The sequence below is a fragment of the Mesorhizobium sp. BR1-1-6 genome, assembly GCF_020165355.1.
Classification (GTDB): Bacteria; Pseudomonadota; Alphaproteobacteria; order Rhizobiales; family Rhizobiaceae; genus Mesorhizobium.
This window is the reverse complement of the sequence record NZ_JAIUHZ010000015.1, coordinates 20,173-41,476: the sequence shown is the minus strand read 5'-3', so window position 1 is coordinate 41,476 and position 21,304 is coordinate 20,173. Positions and strand designations below refer to the sequence as shown.

Here is a 21,304-nt window from a genome sequence, read left to right as displayed (position 1 = left end):
GACATAAGCTGACATCATGCGTCCTTCCATCCTTGACCCGCTTTTCGTCCCGATCACGTCGCTCGCCGGTGTCGGGCCGAAGGTCGGTGCGCTGATCGAAAAAGTCGTAGCGGCCGATCTCGGCGACCGAGCGGCGCGCGCCGGCGATCTTCTGTTCGTGCTGCCGCATACCGTCATCGACCGCCGCAACCGGCCGGGCATTGCCGGCTCGGCCGAAGGCGCCATTGTCACGCTCGACCTGCGCATCGACCGCCACCAGCCGCCGCCGCGCGGCAACAGGTCGGTGCCTTACCGGGTCTACGCCCATGACGATACCGGCGAAGTGGCGCTGACCTTCTTCCACGCCCATGCTGCCTATCTGGAAAAATCGATGCCTGTGGGCGAGCATGTCGTGGTCTCCGGACGCATGGAATGGTTCAACGGGCGCCCGACCATGGTCCACCCGGATCATATCGCCTTGGCCGGCGACGCCGAAAACCTGCCGCTGGTCGAGCCGGTCTATCCGCTCACGGCGGGGCTGTCCGCCAAGGTGCTGCGCCGCGCCATCGGCCAGGCGCTCGGCCGTCTGCCGGAACTGCCTGAGTGGCAGGATGGTGCTTTCATGCGCCGCCAGAGTTTCCCGTCTTTCGGTGACGCGCTGGCCCGCATCCATCATCCCGCGGACCCGATCGATGTCGCCATCGAAGGCGCCGCATGGCGGCGCCTCGCCTATGACGAGTTGCTGGCGGGCCAGGTGTCACTCGCCCTGGTCCGGTCGAGGGTCCGCAGGCTGTCCGGCCGGCCGCTCACCGGCGACAGCCGGATCGTCGACAAGCTGCGCGCGGCCCTGCCCTACACATTGACCGCGTCCCAGGAATTCGCGCTCGCCGAAATCAATGCAGACCTCGCCGACCCCGAGCGCATGCTGCGCCTCCTGCAAGGCGACGTCGGCTCCGGCAAGACGGTCGTTGCGCTCCTGGCCATGGCGCGTGCCGTCGAGGCTGGCGGCCAGGCTGCCCTAATGGCGCCGACCGAAATCCTGGCGCGCCAGCATCTGGCGACGATCGCCCCTTTGGCGGAACGGGCAGGCATGCGCACGGCCATCCTCACCGGTCGCGAAAAGGGCCGCGAACGCGCCGAAACGCTGGCGGGACTGGCCGGCGGCGAGATCGACATCGTCATCGGCACGCACGCGCTGTTCCAGGAAACGGTGGCGTTCCACGATCTTGTCCTTGCCGTCGTGGACGAGCAGCATCGCTTCGGCGTTCACCAGCGGCTTGCCATCACCGCCAAGGGCGACGCGCCAGACATGCTGGTGATGACGGCAACCCCCATTCCGCGCACGCTGGTGCTGACCGCCTTCGGCGACATGGACGTCTCCAAGCTGACGGAAAAGCCGGCCGGCCGGCAGCCGATCCGCACCGTCACGCTGCCGCTTGAGCGGCTGGACGAACTCGTCGATCGCATGGTGGAAGCGGTGGCCGGCGGCCAGAAAATCTACTGGATATGCCCGCTTGTGGAAGAATCCGAAGAGATAAAGCTGATGTCGGCCGAGGACCGCTTTGCTTCCCTGAAGCCGCTGTTCGGCGACCGGATCGGCCTCGTCCACGGCCGCATGAAGGGCGCCGAGAAGGACGAAGCGATGCGCGCCTTCAAGCAGGGCGAGACACGTATCCTGATTGCCACAACCGTCATCGAGGTCGGCGTCGACGTGCCGGACGCGACCATCATGGTCGTCGAACACGCCGAACGTTTCGGCCTCGCCCAGCTGCACCAGTTGCGCGGCCGCGTCGGGCGCGGCGACAAGCCTTCGTCCTGTGTATTGCTCTACAAGGATCCGCTCGGCGAAACGGCCAAGCGGCGCCTGTCGGTGATGCGCGAGACCGAGGATGGCTTCGTGATCGCCGAGGAGGACCTGAAGCTGCGCGGCGAAGGCGAATTGCTTGGCACCCGTCAGTCCGGCACGCCGGGCTTCCAGGTCGCGCGCATCGAGGCGCATGCGGACCTGCTCGAAGCGGCCCGCGATGACGCAAGGCTGATCCTGTCACAGGATCCGGACCTGCAGACCGAGCGCGGCGAAGCGCTGCGCCTGCTGCTCTACTTGTTCGGCCGCGACGAGGCGGTGCGGCTCTTGCGGGCGGGATAAGGCCCGAGCGGCGGATTGGCCAGGGTGCCGGTGATCGGCTCGCCATTCAGTGTCACCAGCTTCGTTTTCACCTCCGGCGCCACCAGGCCGGCCGAGACGATCAGCTTGGCGCCATCCTCGATCGTCATGTCGAGCAGCACGATGTCCGACTTCGGCACATACATCAGGAAGCCCGTCGTCGGATTGGGCGTACAAGGCATGAAGACAGCGGTCAGCGGATCGCCTTCCTGGTCAAGCTTCTGGTTGATCTCGGTTTCCTTCTCGCTGGCCACGAACACCAGCGACCACACCCCCTTGCGCGGATATTCGACCAAGCCGACCTGGCGGAACATGTCACCTTTGTTCGACAGCACGGTTTCGAAAATCTGCTTCAGCGAGCGATAGATGCCCCGCACCAGCGGCATTCGGCCAAGCAGGCGCTCGCCGAAATTGACGATGGCGCGGCCGACGATATTGGCGGTCATGAACCCGATCAGCGTGATCAGGACAAGCGCCACGATCAGCCCGAACCCCGGAACCGGGAACGGCAGATAGGTATCGGGACTGTAGCGTGCCGGAATATAGGGTTTGACCCAGGAATCCACCCAACCGATGAAGGACCACGCGATATAGGCGGTGATCGCCAGCGGCGCGCAGACGACGAAGCCTGTGAGGAAATAGTTCCTCAGCCGGGTCATGCCGGAGGTCTTGAGAGCATCTGACATGGGTTCACCGGGGCGCGAGTTGCAGCGCAAACATTAGTGAACCGGAAGGCGCTTTGGAACTGTGAAGTTTTTAAAGCACCTGTTTAAAAAACGCCTACTCCACCGTCACCGATTTCGCCAGATTGCGCGGCTGGTCGACATCGGTGCCCATGAAAACGGCGGCGAAATAGGCCAGCATCTGGATCGGCAGCGCGTAGATGATCGGCGAGATGATTTCCGGCACGTCCGGAAGGATGATCGTCTCCATCGTCTTCACGCTCGCCTGCGCGGCGCCCTTGGCGTCGGTGATCAGGATGATCTTGCCGCCGCGCGCCGCCACCTCCTGCATGTTGGACACAGTCTTCTCGAAGATGCGGTCATGCGGCGCGATGACGATGACCGGCATGTTCTCGTCGATAAGCGCGATCGGCCCGTGCTTCAACTCGCCCGCGGCATAGCCTTCGGCGTGGATGTAGGAGATCTCCTTGAGCTTCAGCGCGCCTTCCATGGCGAGCGGGAAATTGGTGTCGCGTCCGAGATAGAGCACGTCCTTGTAGCGCGACAGGTCCCGCGCGATCCGTTCGATCTGCTCTTCGAGTTTGAGCACCTGGTTGGCATAGCGCGGCGCCTCGGAAAGCGCCCGCACCAGCGACTTTTCCTCGTCCCGCGAAATCGTACCGCGCGCCACGCCCGCCCGGACGGCGAGCGAGGCCAGCACCGACAACTGGCAGGTGAAGGCCTTGGTCGAGGCGACACCGATCTCCGGCCCGGCCAGCGTCGGCAAGATGACGTCGGATTCGCGCGCCATGGTCGATTCCCGCACGTTGACGACGGCGCCGATCTTCATGCCGGCCTTGCGGCAATAGCGCAGCGAGGCCAGCGTGTCAGCGGTCTCGCCCGATTGCGAGATGAAGAAGGCGGCGTCGTTCTTCGACAGCGGCATTTCGCGGTAGCGAAATTCGGAGGCGACATCGATGTCGACCGGGAGCCGAGCGTAGCGCTCGAACCAGTATTTGCTGATCAGCCCGGCGAGATAGGCAGTGCCGCAGGCCGAAATCGCCAGCCGGTTAATCATAGCAAAATCGAATGGCAGGTCGAGCGGCTTGGAGACGCCGGAAACAAAATCGACGTAATGGGCCAGCGTGTGCGAGATCACCTCCGGCTGCTCATGGATTTCCTTCTCCATGAAGTGGCGGCGATTGCCCTTGTCGACCATGAAGCTGGTCGAGAGCGACTGCTGGCGCTTGCGGTCGACCTTTTCGCCGTCAATGTCGAAGATGGCGACACCGCTGCGGCGCACCACCGCCCAGTCGCCGTCTTCCAGATAGGTGATCGAATTGGTGAACGGGGCAAGCGCGATGGCGTCGGAGCCCAGGAACATCTCGCCGTCGCCATGGCCGACCGCCAGCGGCGGGCCGTTGCGGGCGCCGACGATGAGGTCCTCGTCGCCCGTGAACATGATCGCCAGCGCAAAGGCGCCTTCCAGCCGCTTGAGCGCCTTGTGCGCGGCATCTACCGGCTTCAAGCCTTTGGCGACTTCCCGCGCCACCAGATGCGCGACGACCTCGGTGTCGGTCTGCGACGAGAAGGAATAGCCGTCGCGGATCAGTTCGTCGCGCAGCTCGGCGAAATTTTCGATGATGCCGTTGTGGACGATGGCGACGCCATTGGAAAAATGCGGATGCGCGTTGGTCTCGTTCGGCACGCCATGCGTGGCCCAGCGGGTGTGACCGATGCCGATCGTGCCGTCGAGCGGCTCGTCCTTCAGCCTGCGCTCGAGATTGACCAGCTTGCCTTCGGCGCGGCGGCGGCCAAGCGCCCCCTTCTCTATGGTGGCGACGCCGGCCGAATCGTAGCCTCGATATTCAAGCCGCTTCAGCGCATCGACGATGAGCGGCGCAACCTGCGAATGGCCGACAATTCCAACGATACCGCACATGCAGACAGTCCCCAATCCCCGGCAGAACCCGGCGCTATCTACGGATTGCCGGGCTCTCGCGAAAGTTACTTTGCGTTTCGTTCCGTGTAATGGGAACAGTCTCGTACGCATGCATCATGACACAGCGCACTTGCAATCCAGTTACTGCAATCGTTCAGTTTTTGAAGACCGGTTTTACCTCTTTTTGGCAACCGCGGCCGACGCGAAGCGCTCGCGCAATTCCTTGCCTTTGCCGGGGATCGTCTTCTGGCGGGCACGCCCGAAGGCCAGCGCATCGTCGGGCACGCTTTCGGTGATGACGCTGCCCGAGGCGATATAGCCGCCCTTGCCGATGGTGACCGGCGCGACAAGCGAGGAATTCGATCCGACAAAGGCGCCCTCGCCGATATCGGTGAAGTGCTTCAGATAGCCGTCATAATTGCAGGTGATCGTGCCGGCGCCGATGTTGGCCCCGGCGCCCACCCGCGCGTCGCCGATATAGGTCAAATGGTTGACCTTGGCGCCCTCCTCGATGACGGCCTGCTTGACCTCGCAGAAATTGCCGACCTTGGCTTTCTGTTTGAGATCGGCGCCCGGCCGCAGCCGCGCGAAGGGGCCGACATCGCAATGAGCGGCGACGATGGCGCCTTCGATATGGCTGAAGGCGTGAATCCTGGCGCCGCCTGCAATCTTCACACCCGGCCCGAACCAGACGTTCGGCTCGACAATAGTATCGGCGCCGATCTCGGTATCGTGCGAGAAATACACCGTTTCTGGTGCGATCAGCGTCACGCCCGAAAGCATCGCTTCCTGCCGGCGGCGTGCCTGCCAGATGCCTTCGGCCTGCGCCAACTCGGCGCGGTTGTTGATGCCGAGCGCATTCTCGAAGCTGGCTTCCGTGGCGACGACATCGAGGCCCTGGTTGCTGGCAAGCTCGACGATATCGGTGAGATAGTATTCGCCCTTGGCGTTCTTGTTGCCGACGGCATCGAGCAGTTTCAGCGCCTGGCTGCCGGCAATCGCCATCAGCCCGCCATTGCAGAAGGTGATCTTCTTCTCCTCGTCGGAGCAGTCCTTTTCCTCGCGGATGGCGACGAACTTGCCACCTTTTTCGATCAGGCGGCCATAGCCGGTGGGGTTCGCCGTGCGGAAGCCGATGACCACGACGGCAGCACCTTGCGCCAGCTTCAGGCGCGCGGCCGTGAGGGCGTCCGGATCGATCAGCGGCGTATCGCCGAACATGACGAGGATATCGTCGTAACCTTTTGATATAGCAGCGCGCGCGGCAAGCACCGCATGCGCGGTGCCGAGGCGCTTTTCCTGCACGAAAGCCTCTGCCTTCGGCGCGAATTTCTGCGCCGCCTTGCGCATCTCCTCGGCGCCGTGGCCGATCACCAGCGCAAGATCGCCGGCGCCCGCTGCCTCGGCCGCCTTGACCACATGCGCGACCATCGGCAGCCCGGCGATCTGGTGCAGCACCTTGGGCAGCGCGCTCTTCATGCGCGTGCCTTCGCCGGCGGCGAGGATGACGGATAGGCATGTTCTCTGGTTCATGGAAGGACAACCATAGGAAAAGCGTTGGGAATCAAATCATGCTAGCAGTGGGCGCCATGCTGCACCAATGCGGTTAAATTCCGGTGAGATGGTGAGCAGCCGACTCTTAATCAGCGGGTCACAGGTTCAATCTTGTGCGCACCCGATACCGACAGCCTTATCCCAGCCGGCCCAGCAGCGGAAAATTCTCCAGCAGCCAATACGACACGGCCTGCACCCCGCCGGTGAGGAAAAACACGCCGGCGACGACCAGCAATGCGCCGATCGCCTTCTCGACGCGGCCGAGATGAACGCGGAATTTGCCGAGGAAACGCATGAAGGCGCCGGAAAACAGTGCCGCGATCAGGAATGGGATACCGAGGCCGAGCGAATAGGCGGCGAGCAGCAATGCGCCTTCGCCCACTGTCTCGCGGCCGCCGGCCAGCGTCAGGATCGGCCCCAGCACCGGGCCGATGCACGGCGTCCAGCCGAAGGCGAAGGCCAGTCCCATGACATAGGCCGCGACCGCGCTTGCCGGTTTGCCCTGCGACTGGAAACGCGCCTCGCGCGATAAAAGCGGAATGCGCAGGATGCCGAGGAAATTCAGCCCCATCAGGATGATCAGCACGCCGGCGCCCATTGCCAGCGGCTCCTGCCAGACGCGCAGGAGGCGGCCGATGCTCGAGGCGCCGGCGCCCAGCGCGACGAACACGGTCGAGAAGCCGAGCACGAAGGCAATCGAGGAATAAAGCAGCGCGGTACGGGCGCCGGCTTTGGCGGCTGCCCCGGCATTGCCGCGAAAATCGTCGACCGACACGCCGGCCATGTAGCAGAGATAGGGCGGCACCAGCGGCAGCACGCAAGGCGACAGGAACGAGATCGCCCCTGCCCCGACCGCGCTGACATAGCCTATATCCAGTGCCATTCCAGAACTCCGACTTTACGGGCCGATATAGCGACGCCCGGGCCCCTCTGCCAATCACCATTGTGTTGGCATGCCCGGGAATAAACGTCGGTACCTGCGCGTTGATCGAGCGAGGCCGCGATTGCCGCGCATCCTCGGATCAGCAGGGAGATTTCGATGAAAACCGTGACACTAGGGTTGGCCGCGCTTTTGCTCAGCACCGCCGCGTCTTTCGCAGCAGAGGCCTGGAAGGAGGCCGAGGTCGGCGGCACCAAGATCTACACCGATGCCAACGGCATGACGCTCTATACCTATGACAAGGACGAGAAGGGCAAGACCAACTGCTATGACAAATGCGCCACAAACTGGCCGCCGCTGAAGGCCGAGGCCGGCGCCAAGGCGGACGATGAATGGACCGTAGTCGACCGTACCGACGGCATCAAGATGTGGGCCTATGACGGCAAGCCCGTCTACACATTCATCAAGGACAAGAAGGCCGGCGATGTGTCGGGTGATGGCGTCGGCGGCGTCTGGCATATCGTCAAGGCCGACTAAGGCTGCCACCTTAACTTCGACGTTGCTGCCGGGCGTGCCTCCAACGCCTGGCAGCCCGCACCAGACGCGCTGGCGCGGCATTTGGCTCAATACACAGGGTCGCCGGCGACTCATCGGCGCCAATTTGAGCCGCTCCTCACCGCTCCAGCCATTTGTCTTAGTTACCCCTCAACAATGTGATCTTCTCCATACACTCTTAGAGTGTATTGCTGCCGGCACTCTTGCAATTTGGCCGCTTCCCCTTGACCGGATGCAAAAGCGCGGCCATGTGAGCGACGAACAGAACCGAGATTTCGTCGCGCGCAGCGGAATTCTTCTGCCGCATCACAGCTGATATGAGCCCTCATGGACGTCGTCGTCGTCGAATCGCCGGCCAAGGCGAAGACAATCAACAAATACCTCGGCAAGAACTACAAGGTCCTGGCCTCGTTCGGCCATGTCCGTGATTTGCCGGCCAAGGATGGCTCGGTGCGACCGGACGAGGATTTCGCCATGTCCTGGGCGGTCGACACGGCATCCGGCAAGCGCCTCGCCGACATCGCCAAGGCGGTCAAGGACGCCGACGGCCTGATTCTCGCCACCGACCCGGACCGCGAGGGCGAGGCCATTTCCTGGCACGTTCTGGAAGTCTTGCGGCAGAAGCGCGCGCTGAAGGACAAGCCGGTCAGCCGCGTCGTCTTCAACGCCATCACCAAGAGCTCGGTGCTCGAGGCGATGGCCAATCCGCGCCAGATCGATGCGCCGCTGGTCGACGCCTATCTCGCCCGCCGGGCGCTCGACTATCTCGTCGGCTTCACTCTCTCGCCGGTACTGTGGCGCAAGCTCCCCGGAGCCCGTTCCGCCGGCCGCGTGCAGTCGGTCGCCTTGCGGCTGGTCTGCGACCGCGAATCCGAGATCGAACGCTTCATCCGCGAGGAATACTGGCAGATCGCTGCCATCCTCGGCACGCCGCGCAACGAAAATTTCGAGGCGCGCCTGACCGCTTTCGAGCGCAAGAAATTGCAAAAGCTCGACATCGCCAACAAGGCGCAGGCCGACGACATCAAGGCCATGCTCGAGGGCGCGGCCTTCAAGGCGCTGTCCGTCGAGGCAAAACCCACCAAGCGCAATCCAGGCCCGCCCTTCACCACCTCGACATTGCAGCAGGCCGCCTCGTCGGGCCTCGGCTTTTCGGCCAACCGCACGATGCAGGTGGCGCAGCGCCTCTATGAGGGAATGGAGATCGGCGGCGAGACCACCGGCCTGATCACCTATATGCGAACCGACGGCGTGCAGATGGCGCCCGAGGCGATCGACGCGGCACGCGATGCCATCGCCAAGGAATTCGGCCCCAAATACCTGCCGGAAAAGCCGCGCCTGTACACGACCAAGGCCAAGAACGCCCAGGAAGCGCACGAAGCGATCCGCCCGACCGACTTCATGCGCACGCCGGCATCGGTTAGGCAATATCTCGATGCCGACCAGATGCGGCTCTATGAATTGATCTGGAAGCGCGCCATCGCCAGCCAGATGCAGCCGGCGGAGATCGAACGCACCACGGTCGAGATCGAGGCGGTCAACGGCGCGCGCAGGGCCGAGTTGCGCGCCGTCGGTTCAGTCGTGCGTTTCGACGGTTTCATCGCCGCCTATACCGACCAGAAGGACGATGATTCCGAGGACGAGGAAAACCGCCGCCTGCCCGAAATCCGCGCCGGCGAGCAGCTTGCCCGCCAGGCGATCAACGCCACCCAGCACACGACCGAACCGCCGCCGCGTTATTCCGAAGCTTCGCTGATCAAGAAGCTGGAGGAGCTCGGCATCGGCCGGCCGTCGACCTACACGGCGATCCTGAAGACGCTCGAGGACCGCGACTACGTCACCATCGACAAGCGCCGGCTTGTGCCGCAGGCAAAGGGCCGGCTGCTGTCGGCCTTCCTGGAAAGCTTCTTCGAGCGTTATGTCGAATATGACTTTACCGCATCGCTTGAGGAAAAGCTCGACGAGATCTCCGACGGCAAGCTCGCCTGGAAGGACGTTCTGCGCGATTTCTGGAAGGATTTTTCCGGCGCCGTGGCCGACATCAAGGAACTACGCGTCACCGATGTGCTCGATGCGCTGAACGAGGAACTGGCGCCGCTGGTTTTCCCTGCCCGGGAGGACGGCTCCAATCCGCGCATCTGCCCCAAATGCGGCACCGGCAATTTGTCGCTCAAGCTCGGCAAGTTCGGCGCCTTCGTCGGCTGCTCGAACTATCCCGAATGCTCCTTCACCCGCCAGCTCGGCGACGCGGCCAATCCCAATGGCGAGAATGGCGGCGGCGAGGACGGCACCAAGGTGCTCGGCAAGGATCCCTACACGGCTGAGGAGATCACGCTGCGCAGCGGCCGCTTTGGCCCCTACATCCAGCGTGGCGACGGCAAGGAAGCCAAGCGTTCCAGCTTGCCCAAGGGCTGGACGCCCGATTCGATCGACCATGAGAAGGCGCTTGCCCTGCTTTCCCTGCCGCGCGATGTCGGCAAGCATCCGGAAACCGGCAAGATGATCTCGGCCGGGCTTGGCCGCTACGGGCCTTTCGTGCTGCATGACGGCACCTACGCCAATCTCGACAGCATCGAGGATGTGTTCTCGATCGGCCTCAACCGCGCCGTTTCGGTGATCGCCGAGAAGCAGTTGAAGGGCAAGGGCGGCCGCAATGGCGGCACTGCGGCAGCCCTCAAGGAGCTTGGCGATCATCCCGACGGCGGCGGCAAGATCGTCGTGCGCGACGGCAAGTACGGGCCTTACGTCAATTTCGGCAAGGTCAATGCCACGCTGCCCAAGGGCAAGGATCCGCAATCGGTGACGATGGAGGATGCGCTGGCGCTGATCGCCGAGAAGGAAGCCAAGGGCGGCGGCGGCAAGAAGCCTTTCCGCAAAGCGGCGGCGGCCAAGGCGCCCGCTACCAAGAAGACGGCGGCCAAGAAGCCTGCCGCCAGGAAAAAGGGATAGAACGGCGTGGCGCGCAGGATCTCCGCAACAACCCACGGCGACCCGCGCACCGCCGACACAACGGCCAAGGTCAAGGGCGATTACAGGCCCTCGCGTGACGAAATCCTGCGCTACATCGCCGAAAATCCGGATCGCGCTGGAAAACGCGACATCGCCAAGGCGTTCGCGCTGCGCGGCCCGGACCGCATTTGGCTGAAGGATCTCCTGCGCGACCTGCAGGACGAAGGCGTCCTGACCAAGGAGCGTAAGCGCCTGGCCCGCGTTGGCGCCCTGCCCCATGTCACAGTGCTCGACATTTTCGACCGCGACGCCGACGGCGTGCTGCTGGCGCGTCCCACCGAACACACCGCCAATGGACCGCCCCCCATCGTTTCCATCCGCCTGTCGCGCAGTGGCGGCGGACCGGCGCCTGGCATTGGCGATCGCGTGCTGGCCAAGACCTTTCCCGCCGACGACACGAATGTCGCCTTGGGCGGCCCGGCCTACACAGGGCGGGTGATGAAGATATTCGAGAAGCGCACGGATGCCGTTCTCGGCGTCTTTCGGGTGCTTCAGGACGGCAGCTTCCGCATCGAGCCGGTGGAGCGCCGGCAACCCGAACTGATCGTCGACAAGGAATTCCAGAACGGAGCCAAGAACGGCGATCTCGTCGAGGTCGAGCCCGCCCGGGCCTCGCGCTATGGCTTGCCGAGAGCAAAAGTGCTCAACGTGCTGGGCTCGCTGACCAGCGAAAAGGCGGTCTCGATGATCGCCATCCACGCACATGACATTCCGCATGTCTTCCCGGCCGACGTCATCGCCGAAGCCGAAGCCGTCAAGCCTGCGACGATGGCCAACCGCGAGGACTGGCGCGAACTGCCGCTGGTCACCATCGACCCGGCCGACGCCAAGGACCACGACGACGCGGTGTTCGCTACGCCCGATCTCGATGAGAAGAACCCCGGCGGCGTGGTCATCACGGTCGCCATCGCCGACGTGGCTGCTTACGTCCGCTACGGCACGGCACTCGACCGCGAAGCGCTGAAGCGCGGCAACTCGGTCTATTTCCCCGACCGCGTCGTGCCGATGCTGCCCGAGCGCATCTCCAACGATCTCTGCTCGCTGCGCGAAGGCCAGGATCGCCCGGCACTGGCAGTGCGCATGACCTTCTCGGCGGACGGGCGCAAGGTCAGGCATTCCTTCCACCGCATCATGATGAAATCGGCGGCCAAGCTCGCCTACCCGCAGGCGCAGGCGGCGATCGACGGCGTGCCGGACGACAAGACCGGGCCGATCCTCGACGCAGTGCTGAAGCCGCTATGGGATGCCTATGCGGTCCTCAAGCGCGGACGCGATGGCCGCCAGCCGCTCGAACTCGACCTGCCCGAGCGCAAGATCCTGCTGAAGCCCGACGGCACTGTCGATCGCGTCGTCGTGCCGGAACGGCTCGATGCCCATAAACTCATCGAAGAATTCATGATCCAGGCCAATGTCGCCGCCGCCGAGACACTCGAGGCGAAGAAGCAGGCGCTGGTGTACCGCACCCACGACGCGCCCTCGCTGGCCAAGCAGGAATCGCTGCGCGAATTTCTGCAAACCCTGGGCCTGTCGCTGGCGCGCGGTGCGCAGATGCGGCCCGCCCAGTTCAACGGCATTCTCGAGCGCGTGCGCGGCGCCGACAATGAAGGTCTGGTCAACGAGGTGGTGCTGCGCTCGCAGAGCCAGGCCGAATATTCACCCAAGAACATCGGCCATTTCGGCCTCAACCTGAACCGTTATGCGCATTTCACCTCGCCGATCCGCCGTTACGCCGACCTCATCGTGCACCGCGGGCTTATCGCCGCACTCGGCCTAGGCCCAGGGGGCCTGACGCAGGAGGAGGAAGCGCGGCTCGAGGATGTTTCGGTGCTGATTTCCGGCACAGAACGCCGTGCAATGGCGGCCGAACGCGACACGGTCGACCGGCTGATCGCCGCTTATCTCGCCGAGCGCATCGACGACCGTTTCGACGCCCGCATTTCCGGCGTCACCAAATCGGGACTATTTGTCCAATTGCCGCAGTATGGCGCGGATGGTTTCATCCCCGTGTCAACTCTGGGCGGCGATTACTATATATATGACGAAACGGCCCGCTCGCTCTACGGAGAACGCTCGGGCAAGGGTTATCAGCTGGCGGACCGTGTCGAGGTCCGTCTCGTCGAAGTGGCGCCGATGGCCGGCGCGATGCGCTTTGAGATGTTGACCGACCCGAAGCCCCTGCCTGGCTCCGTCAGGTCGTTTCACAAGGCAAAAGGCCGCGCCCGTGCGTCACAATCGCGCCCAGGCTCGCGTGGCAGGAGACGATGATGGCAAGAGGCACGGAAGAACAGGTTTTCGGCGGTGAACATCACTCGGGCCGGGTCGCGCGTCCGCTGTGGACGGCGATGAAGCGCGGCATGCTCGGCCGCTGCCCGCATTGCGGCGAAGGCAAGCTGTTTCGCGGCTTCACCAAGACCGTCGAGACATGCAGCGTCTGCGGCGAGGAGATACACCATCACCGCGCCGACGATCTGCCCGCCTATCTGGTCATCGTCATCGTCGGCCACATCGTGCTCGGCGCCTTCATGGGCGTGGAGGCGACGTCGACCCTTTCCACCTGGCAGCACATCGCCATCTGGGTACCCTTGACGATCCTGCTGTCGGTTGCCCTGCTGCAGCCGGTGAAAGGTGCCGTCATCGGATTGCAATGGGCATTCTATATGCACGGTTTTGCTGGCGAACACGACGTGGCTGAACCCCATCCCGGTGCCTGAGGTGCTGCCTGGCGCAACATGCCAACCGTCAAGGCTACTTTCGCATGCAAGACGTTTCCGCTAGGTCCCGCGCATGGAAGGAATGACCAAGGCGGACGTCGACAGGATCGACAAGGGTCTGGCCACGCATGGCGGCCGGGCGATTCGTCCACGTGATGCCGCGACCCTGATCCTGCTCGACGGCAAGGCCAACGACTTGCGGGTCCTGATGGGTCGCCGTCATGCCGGTCACGCCTTCATGCCAGGCAAGTTCGTTTTTCCCGGCGGCCGTACCGACCCGGCGGACAGCCGCATCCCCACCGCCACCGCGCTGCATCCCGAGCAGGAAGCAAAGCTCATCGCCGGTCCCGGCCGCACGAGCGAGGCGCGTGCCCGCGCCATCGCCTTGTCGGCCATCCGCGAGACCTATGAGGAAGCCGGGCTGCTGATTGGTCGCAAAGGCGCCTTCGCCACGACAAGGTCTGATTGGCAAGGCTTTGCCGAACATGGGGTGCAACCTGCCCTGGACATGCTGCGCTTCATTGCGCGCGCCATCACGCCGCCCAACCGGGTGCGCCGCTTCGACACCCGCTTCTTCTGCGCCTGGCGCGATGATGTCGCCGTCGAACTGACGGGCGGCGGTCCGACCAACGAACTCGAGGAGCTGGTCTGGCTGCCGCTTGCCAAGGCCAGGGAAGCCGACATTCCCGACATCACCCGGATGATCCTGGACGAGCTGGAAAGCCGCCTCGCCCATGATCCGCTGTTGCGTCCGGGCGGTCCCGTGCCCTTCTACCGGCTTGTCCGCAACCGCTTCACCCGCGAAATTCTGTAGAACATCGAGTATTCAGACATAACATGACGGTCGATACCCAACCAAAGGGCGACGAGCGCGTACACTGGCTGCCGATGGTGGCGGCGATCTCGTCGATCAGCGTCGTCGGCATTGCCATAGGCTTGGGCATGCCGCTGCTCAGCGTCATCCTGGAAACGCGTGGGCATTCGGCCTCGATGATCGGCCTCAACACGGCAGTCGCCGGCCTGGCCTCGATCGCCGGCGCCCCTCTGGCCACGCCGCTCGCCATGCGCTTCGGCGTTGCCTGGACGATGATCGCCATGATTGCCGCCGGTGCGCTGGCCTTCGTCGGCTTCCACTTCGCACCCGATTTCTGGATGTGGTTTCCGCTGCGCGTCGTGCTGCACATCGCGCTGACGGTGCTGTTCATCCTGTCGGAGTTCTGGATCAGCACCTCGGCGCCGCCGCATCGGCGAGGTCTTGTGCTCGGCATCTACGCCACCGTGCTGTCGCTCGGCTTTGCCGCGGGGCCGTGGCTGTTCGCCCATCTCGGCAGCTCCGGCTTCAGGCCGTTCGGAGTCATCATCGCATTGGTGGCGCTGGCCGCGATCCCGGTGCTGGCGGCGCGCAACGAGAGCCCGACGATCGTATCCGACGGCGAAACCAGCAATTTCCTGCGCTACATCTGGCTGGTGCCGACCGCGACCGCCGCCGTTCTGGTGTTCGGCGCTGTCGAAACCGGCGGTTTCGCCCTGTTTCCGGTCTATGGCAACCGCATCGGCTATTCCGAAGCCGACGCAGCCTTGCTGCTCACCATGATCGGCCTCGGCAACGTGCTCTTGCAGATCCCGATCGGCATGATCAGCGATCGCGTCTCGGACCGCCGCTATCTGCTTCTGGCCTGCGCCACTGTCGGCCTCGCCGGCACGATCTTCATGCCGCATCTGGCCGGCAACTGGCACCTGATGGCGGGCCTCCTGTTCGTCTGGGGCGGCGTGGTCGCGGCCATGTACACGATCGGCCTCGCCCATCTCGGCTCGCAGCTTTCGGGCCATGAACTGGCTTCGGCCAATGCCGCCTTCGTGCTGTGCTATGGTGTCGGCATGGTGCTGGGCCCGCAGGCGATAGGCATCGGCATGGATGCGTTCGGCCCTTCTGGCTTCGGCTGGTCGCTCGGCCTGTTCTTCGCCGCCTACATGGTTCTTGCCAGCGTCAGGCTGGTCCGCAAGATCCTGTAAGGCGCCACCGGCGCAAACCGAAATTCACGATCGCCCACTACCGGCTGGCCCATAACTGGCCACCCCGGATGACTGGCTGCTGACAGAACCGTGTCAGTAGGCAGGGTTTATACGGAGACCTCAAAACACTTGAAGTTGAGGAGACTCCGATGATCGACAGCGGCTTTGAAACCACATCATTGCGGATGACGCTGCTCCTGCTTGTCACTTTCCAGGCGCCGGCCGCGGATGTCGACCGCATCATGGACGCGGTGGTGGCGCTGGCGCCGCTGGCCATGGGTAATTATGACCGCAACGCCTACCAGTCGGCACATGGCATCGAACGCTACCGACCACTTGACGGCGCAGCCGCCGGCGCCGAGACCGAATTGCGGCGCCGCCCCGGCACGGTCGAGGTTTCGTTCGAACTGCCCGATGACCAGGAATTGGCGGCGCGCGTCGTAGAAGCGATCTTTCAGGCGCACAGCTACCAGGAACCGGTGATCCGCATTCAGCCGGTCCTTGCCAGCCGTTCCAAGGGACTGGACGACCGCGCCAATCCGAATCGCTGGTGGAACACCACGGAAGATTGGAAGAAAACCATCGTTCTGGAGGCGGAACACGTATGAATGCCGACAGGCATTGGCGTCCGTGACGGCCGCAAGGCGCGTCGGGCTTGACTTTCCGGGCGCGTTCTTTATGTGTCGCGGCAAGTTTCCCGCGTCCGGGTGTTTTCCCGTGCTCCAGCGGCCAAAACCCCACGAACAAACGGACTGATACCATGGCCAAAGCCGCAAACATCAAGATCAAGCTTCTGTCGACCGCCGACACCGGTTTCTTCTACGTGACCAGCAAAAACAGCCGCACCAAGACGGACAAGCTGTCGTTCCGCAAATACGACCCGGTCGCCAAGAAGCACGTCGAGTTCAAGGAAACCAAGATCAAGTAATCTGGTTTTTCCGAGAAAATGCCGAAACGCCGCCCATCGGGCGGCGTTTTTTGTTCCTAAAACATTGATTTCATTGGTTGGCAGTCAAATCCAGCATAACGGCCAACGTAGTGGATCGCGCTGCCGATAGGGCTGCTATAGTCACAAAGCCCGCGCGAGGCAGGGGCCTTGTCGAGCGGCTCCCATAAACCGCGAAAGGCGTGCGCGTCGTCACCGCATAAATCTCTACGACAAAAGTCACGGCGCCTCAGCAAGGATCCAGAGAATTTGTCTCTATGCAGCTTTGCCCTAGCCAGAAGAAAATGGTTCCAAGTACCTTTTCATGACATGCAATGGCACATAGTCACCCTCGACTAGATTTCCACCTTCCTCGCTCACAAGCACCATTAGAGCCTGAGTAGACTTTCTCATAAACACAGATAACTCAGATCGTATTGGTATATTACAAGAGAATCCTTTAATCATTATTAGAGAGAGTCGACTTTCTTCAATATTGAATTCTAGTTTAGATAAATCATTGTTAAATGGCCGATTGTGGAAAATGATAAGCTCTCCACGATCATTTATCGCTATTTCAATTTTAATGGGGAATTCAAAATGAATTCCTCCAATCACATAAGACTCACGTCTCTGAACTATCGCTAGGATTTTAGATATATCATCTTTAATATCAGATGTGTCGTTCTTTATCGAATTCGCTATCTGCAAAAATTGGTCAAATTTGGCTTCGAGTTTCGGTAGCGAATTGCGCAAATACCCAAGGCGAGACGCGATGAAGGCGACCTCCGCTTTGTGATTTTGCTTCAATGCCTCCCGCATGAAGGCAAGGAAAATAAGAGCCCAGCCCGGCTCATCATCTGTCGCCTTTCCACGAAAAAATGACGCGAAATCGGCAGGAACGGCCAGTTGGTCCTTTCCCTGCTCCGTTCCAGCGATGAGATCGCGCAGAACGCGCTTGCACGCTGCATCCAGACTCGCCTGGACCGCTGCAAAGTCGCGAGCCGATAGCGCGCCGTCCAAGTTTGTCTCTATTTCATCGACAACGTCCTTGTTGGATTCTAGCTTGAATGGCCCGCCCAATCCGATCTGCTTATGCAGATAGCGGCGCGCGGCACTAGCGAACTGAATCCTCGCGCGACGCTCCGGCGGCCGTCCGCCAAGCCGCAACTGGTCGGCCTCTTGCGTATCGACATACATGCGCACCATCACGAGTGAAGAGGTGAGTTCACTGAGTCGAATGGCGTGCTCCAAATCGTGGTTTGCTGGAACCGCGCCTGTATGAGCGCGCAGCTTGGATGCGACGTCCTCGTAGATCGCTTTATAACGTCCGCCAAACAGCGTCTCGCCGATCTTATCTAGGATGTCGCCGGCATTTTCGAGCGCCTTCCAACCGATCACCGCCCCGATGTATCCGCAAACCGAGATCATTCGTCTAGGTCCCTGATGATGGCCCAAAGTAGGGCGGCAGTTGACCAGAAATCAAGAATACCAAACGGCTGAGCCTAGCTCATATCCCGCCGCGGACGGTGGAGTTCAAAGAGATTTAGGCTGCTTTGCCGGCCGCCCTGGGATAGAGCGTGGCTTGATACTGCTGCCCTCGCTGTCCGCTAGGCGTCAATTCGCGACTGAATCTGTTCCGTGATTTCGCTGCGTATGAAAGCAATTCTCCGGTCTCCGAGCGTGATGGCAGACGGAAGCCGTCTTCTGACATACCGGTTCACCGGCCTAGGCTGGTCATTCTCGCGGCATGGTTCAGTGATACGAGCGTCGGCGGAGTTGTTATTCGCAGGCATTATAAATCTCCCCCCGCCGCGTTGCGGCGATTCAAGAACCAAACTGATTGATGAAAGGACGCCACATGATGGCGGCAGGAGGAGGTTTCTATTAATGTGGCTCCGCAAAGCGGTTGGCCCGGGTCAAGCAAGTTTCGACTCGCCAAAAGGCCGTATGGTTAGAATATGCCCAGCGGGCAACAGAGTGGCCGCTCGGCGGCCGCGCCCCTACCCTATCCGGTCGGCGCTTTTCGGGTCGAAAACATGCAGCGCCGCCGGATCGGCCGATAGCCGCACCGTCTCGCCAGGCTTCACGCCGGCGCGGCCCATGGCGAACACGCAAAGCTGCTGGCCGGCCAGCTTGACGTAGAACTGCGTCGAGAGGCCGAGCGGCTCGACCACCACCACTTCGCCTTGCAGCGGGCCGTCATCCGCCAGCCTTATATGCTCCGGCCGCAAACCGACGGTAACCGCATCGCCTTCCCTGAGTGGCAGGCCATCCGGCAATCGCAGTTTCTGGCCATCGGACAGCACTGCATCCGCCTTGCCGCCCTTCTCAACACTCGCCGGCAGGAAATTCATGCCGGGCGAGCCAATGAATCCGGCGACGAACATGTTGGCCGGCCGGTCATAGAGGTCGAGCGGCGCGCCGACCTGCTGGACGACGCCGTCATGCATCACGACGATGCGATCGGCCATGGTCATGGCTTCGATCTGGTCATGCGTGACATACACCGATGTGGTCTTCAGTTGCTGGTGAAGCGCCTTGATCTCGGCGCGCATGTGCACGCGCAGCTTGGCGTCGAGGTTCGAAAGCGGTTCGTCGAAAAGAAAGACCTTGGGATCGCGCACGATGGCCCGGCCCATGGCGACGCGCTGGCGCTGGCCGCCGGAAAGCTGGCGCGGCAGGCGTTGCAGAAAATTGTCCAGCCCAAGCCGCCTGGCGGCGCCGTCGACCCGCGCGTCGATCGCCTGCTTTTCTGCCTTCCTCAGCATCAGGCTGAAGCCCATATTCTTCGACACGTCCATATGCGGATAGAGCGCGTAGGACTGGAATACCATGGCGATGTCGCGGTCCTTCGGCGCGACGTCGTTGACCAGCCGCTCGCCGATACGGATCTCGCCATCGGAAACCTCCTCCAGACCGGCGATCATGCGCAGAAGCGTCGATTTCCCGCAGCCGGACGGACCGACGAGGACGACGAACTCGCCGTCGGCGATGTCGAGGTCGACCGCGTGCAGCACACGCACGGCGCCATAGTCTTTGCGGACTTTTTCCAGCGTAACGGAAGCCATCGATTATCCCTTCACGGCGCCGGCGGTGAGGCCGGTGACGAGATAGCGTTGCAGGAAGCCGAAGAAGATGCAGACCGGGATCAGCGCCAGGATCGACGCCGCCATCATCTGCCCCCAGTCGACGGCGAACTTGCCGATGAAGGTGAGCAGGCCGACGGCGAAGGTCTTCTTGTCATCGCTGGAGATCAGCATCAACGCGAACAGGAGTTCGCTCCAGGCAGCGGTGAAGACAAAGCCGAGCGTGGCGCCCATGCCGGGTAGCGTCAGCGGCACGATCACCCGGCGCATCGCCTGCGCGCGTGTGCAGCCGTCGATCATCGCCGCCTCCTCCAGGTCCTTCGGTATGCCGTCGAAGAAGGACTGCATCAGGAAGGTTGCAAACGCGGTATTGAAGGCGGTGTAGATGATGATCAGCCCGGTCAGGCTGTTGATCAGGCCGATCTGGCCCATCACGCGATAGATCGGTGGAATGACCATGACTAGCGGGAAAGTCTGGGTCAAAAGCAGCATCAGCGCCAGTGCCGCCTTGCCGCGAAAGGTGAAGCGCGACATGGCATAGCCGGCAAGCGTCGCGATGACAGTCACCAGTGCAGCCGTCGAAACCGAGACGATGACGCTGTTGAGGAAATAGCGCGGAAAGTCGGTCGCCTCGAGCACGGTGACGAAGTTCTGCAACGTCATCTGCGACGGCCAGAAGGTGATGCCTTCGGAATAGAGAAGCCGTTCCGGCGTAACCGATATCTTCAGCGTCCAGAAGATCGGGAACAGGGCGAAGATCACATAGGCCGCGATGGCCGCATAGAGCCCGACGCCGCCGAAGAAGCGCTGCGAAGATGAGCGTCCCGCAATCATCAGACGTGCCTCACCAGGGAGCGGCGGATGGCGATCAGCGCGATCGCATAGGCAATGAGCAGGACGAGCAGCAGCACGGCAACCGCCGATGCGTAGCCCTTGTCCAGCGACTTGAAGGCGCTGACATAGATGTAGACCGGCACCGTGTTGGTCGACCCGGCCGGCCCGCCCTCGGTCATGACGAAGATTAGGTCGGCGAAAGTGGCGATCCAGATGGTACGCAGCATCACCGTGATGGCGATGGTCGGCGCCAGGAACGGCAGCGTCACCTTGGTGAAGCGTTGCCAGGGCGAGGCGCCGTCGATCGCTGCCGCCTCATGCAGTTCCGAGGGAATGGATTTCAGTGCCGCCAGCAACGTGATGGCAAAGAACGGGATGCCGAACCAGACATTGGCGACGATCGGCCCCCACATGGCGGTCGAGGGATCGGAGAGAACGTTGGTCGGCTCGGCCTTCAGCCCCAGCGCGAACAGCCAGTGCGGCAGCGGCCCGATGATCGGATTGAACAGCCATGCCCATGTCAGGCCCGACAGGAAGGACGGCACCGCCCAGGGCAGGAACACCAGCGCCTGCACCACCTTGCGGCCCCGAAACGGCTTGTCGAGCAGCAGCGCCAGGCCAAGGCCGAGGAAGAACTGGAAGAACAGGCTGGAGAGCGTCCACCACAACGTATTGACCAGCGCCTGGCCGAGCACGGCATCCGACAGCATCGCCTGGTACTGGCCGAGCCCGACATATTCCGACTTGAAGGCCGAAAACTTACGGAACGAATAGCTGATGCCGATGACCAGCGGCACCAAAAGTACCACGACCAGCAGGATGATCGCCGGGCTGAGATAAAGCCAGGGTTCGGTGGCAGCGTGCGTCAGCCGCTTGCGGCGCGGCCTCCCGGCGGGTCGTATTTCGGAAACGGCATAGGTCATTTGGGCTCAACAGTGGTGAGTGGGTGCCGGCGAAGGCGACAGCACCCTTCTCCCCCGCTTACGG

The 21,304-nt window shown here is 62.5% G+C and carries 17 protein-coding genes; 9 read left to right on the top strand and 8 right to left on the bottom strand.

Going from position 1 to position 21,304, the window contains the following annotated elements; genetic code table 11:
* The first annotated feature begins 16 nt into the window (after positions 1–16).
* On the top strand, positions 17–2,125 hold the full coding sequence (gene recG / locus LB545_RS23030; RefSeq protein ID WP_224705896.1) for an ATP-dependent DNA helicase RecG: 2,109 nt from the start codon (positions 17–19) through the stop codon (positions 2,123–2,125).
* Here recG and LB545_RS23025 read toward each other — a convergent pair.
* The 4 genes from LB545_RS23025 to LB545_RS23010 form a co-directional block, all read right to left on the bottom strand.
* Positions 2,077–2,829: a DUF502 domain-containing protein gene (locus LB545_RS23025; protein ID WP_224705895.1), complete on the bottom strand. Its 753-nt coding sequence runs from the start codon at positions 2,827–2,829 to the stop codon at positions 2,077–2,079. The two genes, recG and LB545_RS23025, sit on opposite strands and share 49 nt — an antisense overlap.
* A gap of 94 nt (positions 2,830–2,923) precedes the next feature.
* The gene (glmS, locus tag LB545_RS23020; RefSeq protein WP_224705894.1) at positions 2,924–4,747 is read right to left on the bottom strand and encodes a glutamine--fructose-6-phosphate transaminase (isomerizing); all 1,824 of its coding nucleotides are present in this window, start codon (positions 4,745–4,747) and stop codon (positions 2,924–2,926) included.
* A gap of 174 nt (positions 4,748–4,921) precedes the next feature.
* Positions 4,922–6,280, bottom strand: coding sequence for a bifunctional UDP-N-acetylglucosamine diphosphorylase/glucosamine-1-phosphate N-acetyltransferase GlmU (gene glmU, locus LB545_RS23015; RefSeq protein ID WP_140525399.1), 1,359 nt, complete (start codon positions 6,278–6,280; stop codon positions 4,922–4,924).
* A 157-nt stretch (positions 6,281–6,437) separates the two neighbouring features.
* Complete coding sequence (locus LB545_RS23010) at positions 6,438–7,184, bottom strand: cytochrome c biogenesis CcdA family protein (RefSeq protein ID WP_140498969.1); 747 nt, start codon at positions 7,182–7,184, stop codon at positions 6,438–6,440.
* A 156-nt stretch (positions 7,185–7,340) separates the two neighbouring features.
* On the opposite strand from LB545_RS23010, the gene LB545_RS23005 reads away from it, so the two are divergent.
* The 8 genes from LB545_RS23005 to rpmG all read left to right on the top strand — a co-directional run bounded on the left by LB545_RS23005 (position 7,341) and on the right by rpmG (position 16,397).
* Positions 7,341–7,718: a hypothetical protein gene (locus LB545_RS23005; RefSeq protein WP_224705893.1), complete on the top strand. Its 378-nt coding sequence runs from the start codon at positions 7,341–7,343 to the stop codon at positions 7,716–7,718.
* 345 nt (positions 7,719–8,063) lie between these two features.
* Entirely contained in the window at positions 8,064–10,685 is a 2,622-nt protein-coding gene (topA, locus tag LB545_RS23000; RefSeq protein ID WP_224705892.1) for a type I DNA topoisomerase, read from the top strand.
* A 6-nt stretch (positions 10,686–10,691) separates the two neighbouring features.
* Positions 10,692–13,010, top strand: coding sequence for a ribonuclease R (gene rnr, locus LB545_RS22995; protein ID WP_140665038.1), 2,319 nt, complete (start codon positions 10,692–10,694; stop codon positions 13,008–13,010).
* The gene (locus LB545_RS22990) at positions 13,010–13,456 is read left to right on the top strand and encodes a DUF983 domain-containing protein (protein WP_140525403.1); all 447 of its coding nucleotides are present in this window, start codon (positions 13,010–13,012) and stop codon (positions 13,454–13,456) included. The genes rnr and LB545_RS22990 overlap by 1 nt, the downstream gene beginning before the upstream one ends.
* 73 nt (positions 13,457–13,529) lie before the next feature.
* Positions 13,530–14,270 carry an NUDIX hydrolase gene (locus tag LB545_RS22985; RefSeq protein ID WP_140501564.1) on the top strand — a complete coding sequence of 247 codons (741 nt, stop codon included), beginning with the start codon at positions 13,530–13,532 and terminating at the stop codon, positions 14,268–14,270.
* A 23-nt stretch (positions 14,271–14,293) separates the two neighbouring features.
* Positions 14,294–15,469, top strand: a complete 1,176-nt coding sequence (locus LB545_RS22980; protein ID WP_140501562.1) for an MFS transporter — start codon at positions 14,294–14,296, stop codon at positions 15,467–15,469.
* Between the two features lie 149 nt (positions 15,470–15,618).
* Positions 15,619–16,077 (top strand): hypothetical protein, encoded by a 459-nt coding sequence (locus tag LB545_RS22975; protein WP_140656407.1) that lies wholly within the window; start codon positions 15,619–15,621, stop codon positions 16,075–16,077.
* Between the two features lie 152 nt (positions 16,078–16,229).
* Positions 16,230–16,397 carry a 50S ribosomal protein L33 gene (gene rpmG / locus LB545_RS22970; RefSeq protein WP_006201775.1) on the top strand — a complete coding sequence of 56 codons (168 nt, stop codon included), beginning with the start codon at positions 16,230–16,232 and terminating at the stop codon, positions 16,395–16,397.
* Between the two features lie 288 nt (positions 16,398–16,685).
* Here rpmG and LB545_RS22965 read toward each other — a convergent pair whose 3' ends face one another.
* From LB545_RS22965 to LB545_RS22950, 4 genes are all read right to left on the bottom strand, one after another.
* On the bottom strand, positions 16,686–17,825 hold the full coding sequence (locus LB545_RS22965; RefSeq protein ID WP_224705891.1) for a hypothetical protein: 1,140 nt from the start codon (positions 17,823–17,825) through the stop codon (positions 16,686–16,688).
* A gap of 572 nt (positions 17,826–18,397) precedes the next feature.
* Positions 18,398–19,465 (bottom strand): ABC transporter ATP-binding protein, encoded by a 1,068-nt coding sequence (locus LB545_RS22960; RefSeq protein WP_140501554.1) that lies wholly within the window; start codon positions 19,463–19,465, stop codon positions 18,398–18,400.
* Positions 19,466–19,468: 3 nt separating this feature from the next.
* Positions 19,469–20,317 carry a carbohydrate ABC transporter permease gene (locus LB545_RS22955; RefSeq protein WP_140501552.1) on the bottom strand — a complete coding sequence of 283 codons (849 nt, stop codon included), beginning with the start codon at positions 20,315–20,317 and terminating at the stop codon, positions 19,469–19,471.
* Positions 20,317–21,240 carry a carbohydrate ABC transporter permease gene (locus LB545_RS22950; RefSeq protein WP_140518289.1) on the bottom strand — a complete coding sequence of 308 codons (924 nt, stop codon included), beginning with the start codon at positions 21,238–21,240 and terminating at the stop codon, positions 20,317–20,319. Before LB545_RS22950 ends, LB545_RS22955 begins: the two co-directional genes overlap by 1 nt.
* Between the last annotated feature and the right edge of the window lie 64 nt (positions 21,241–21,304).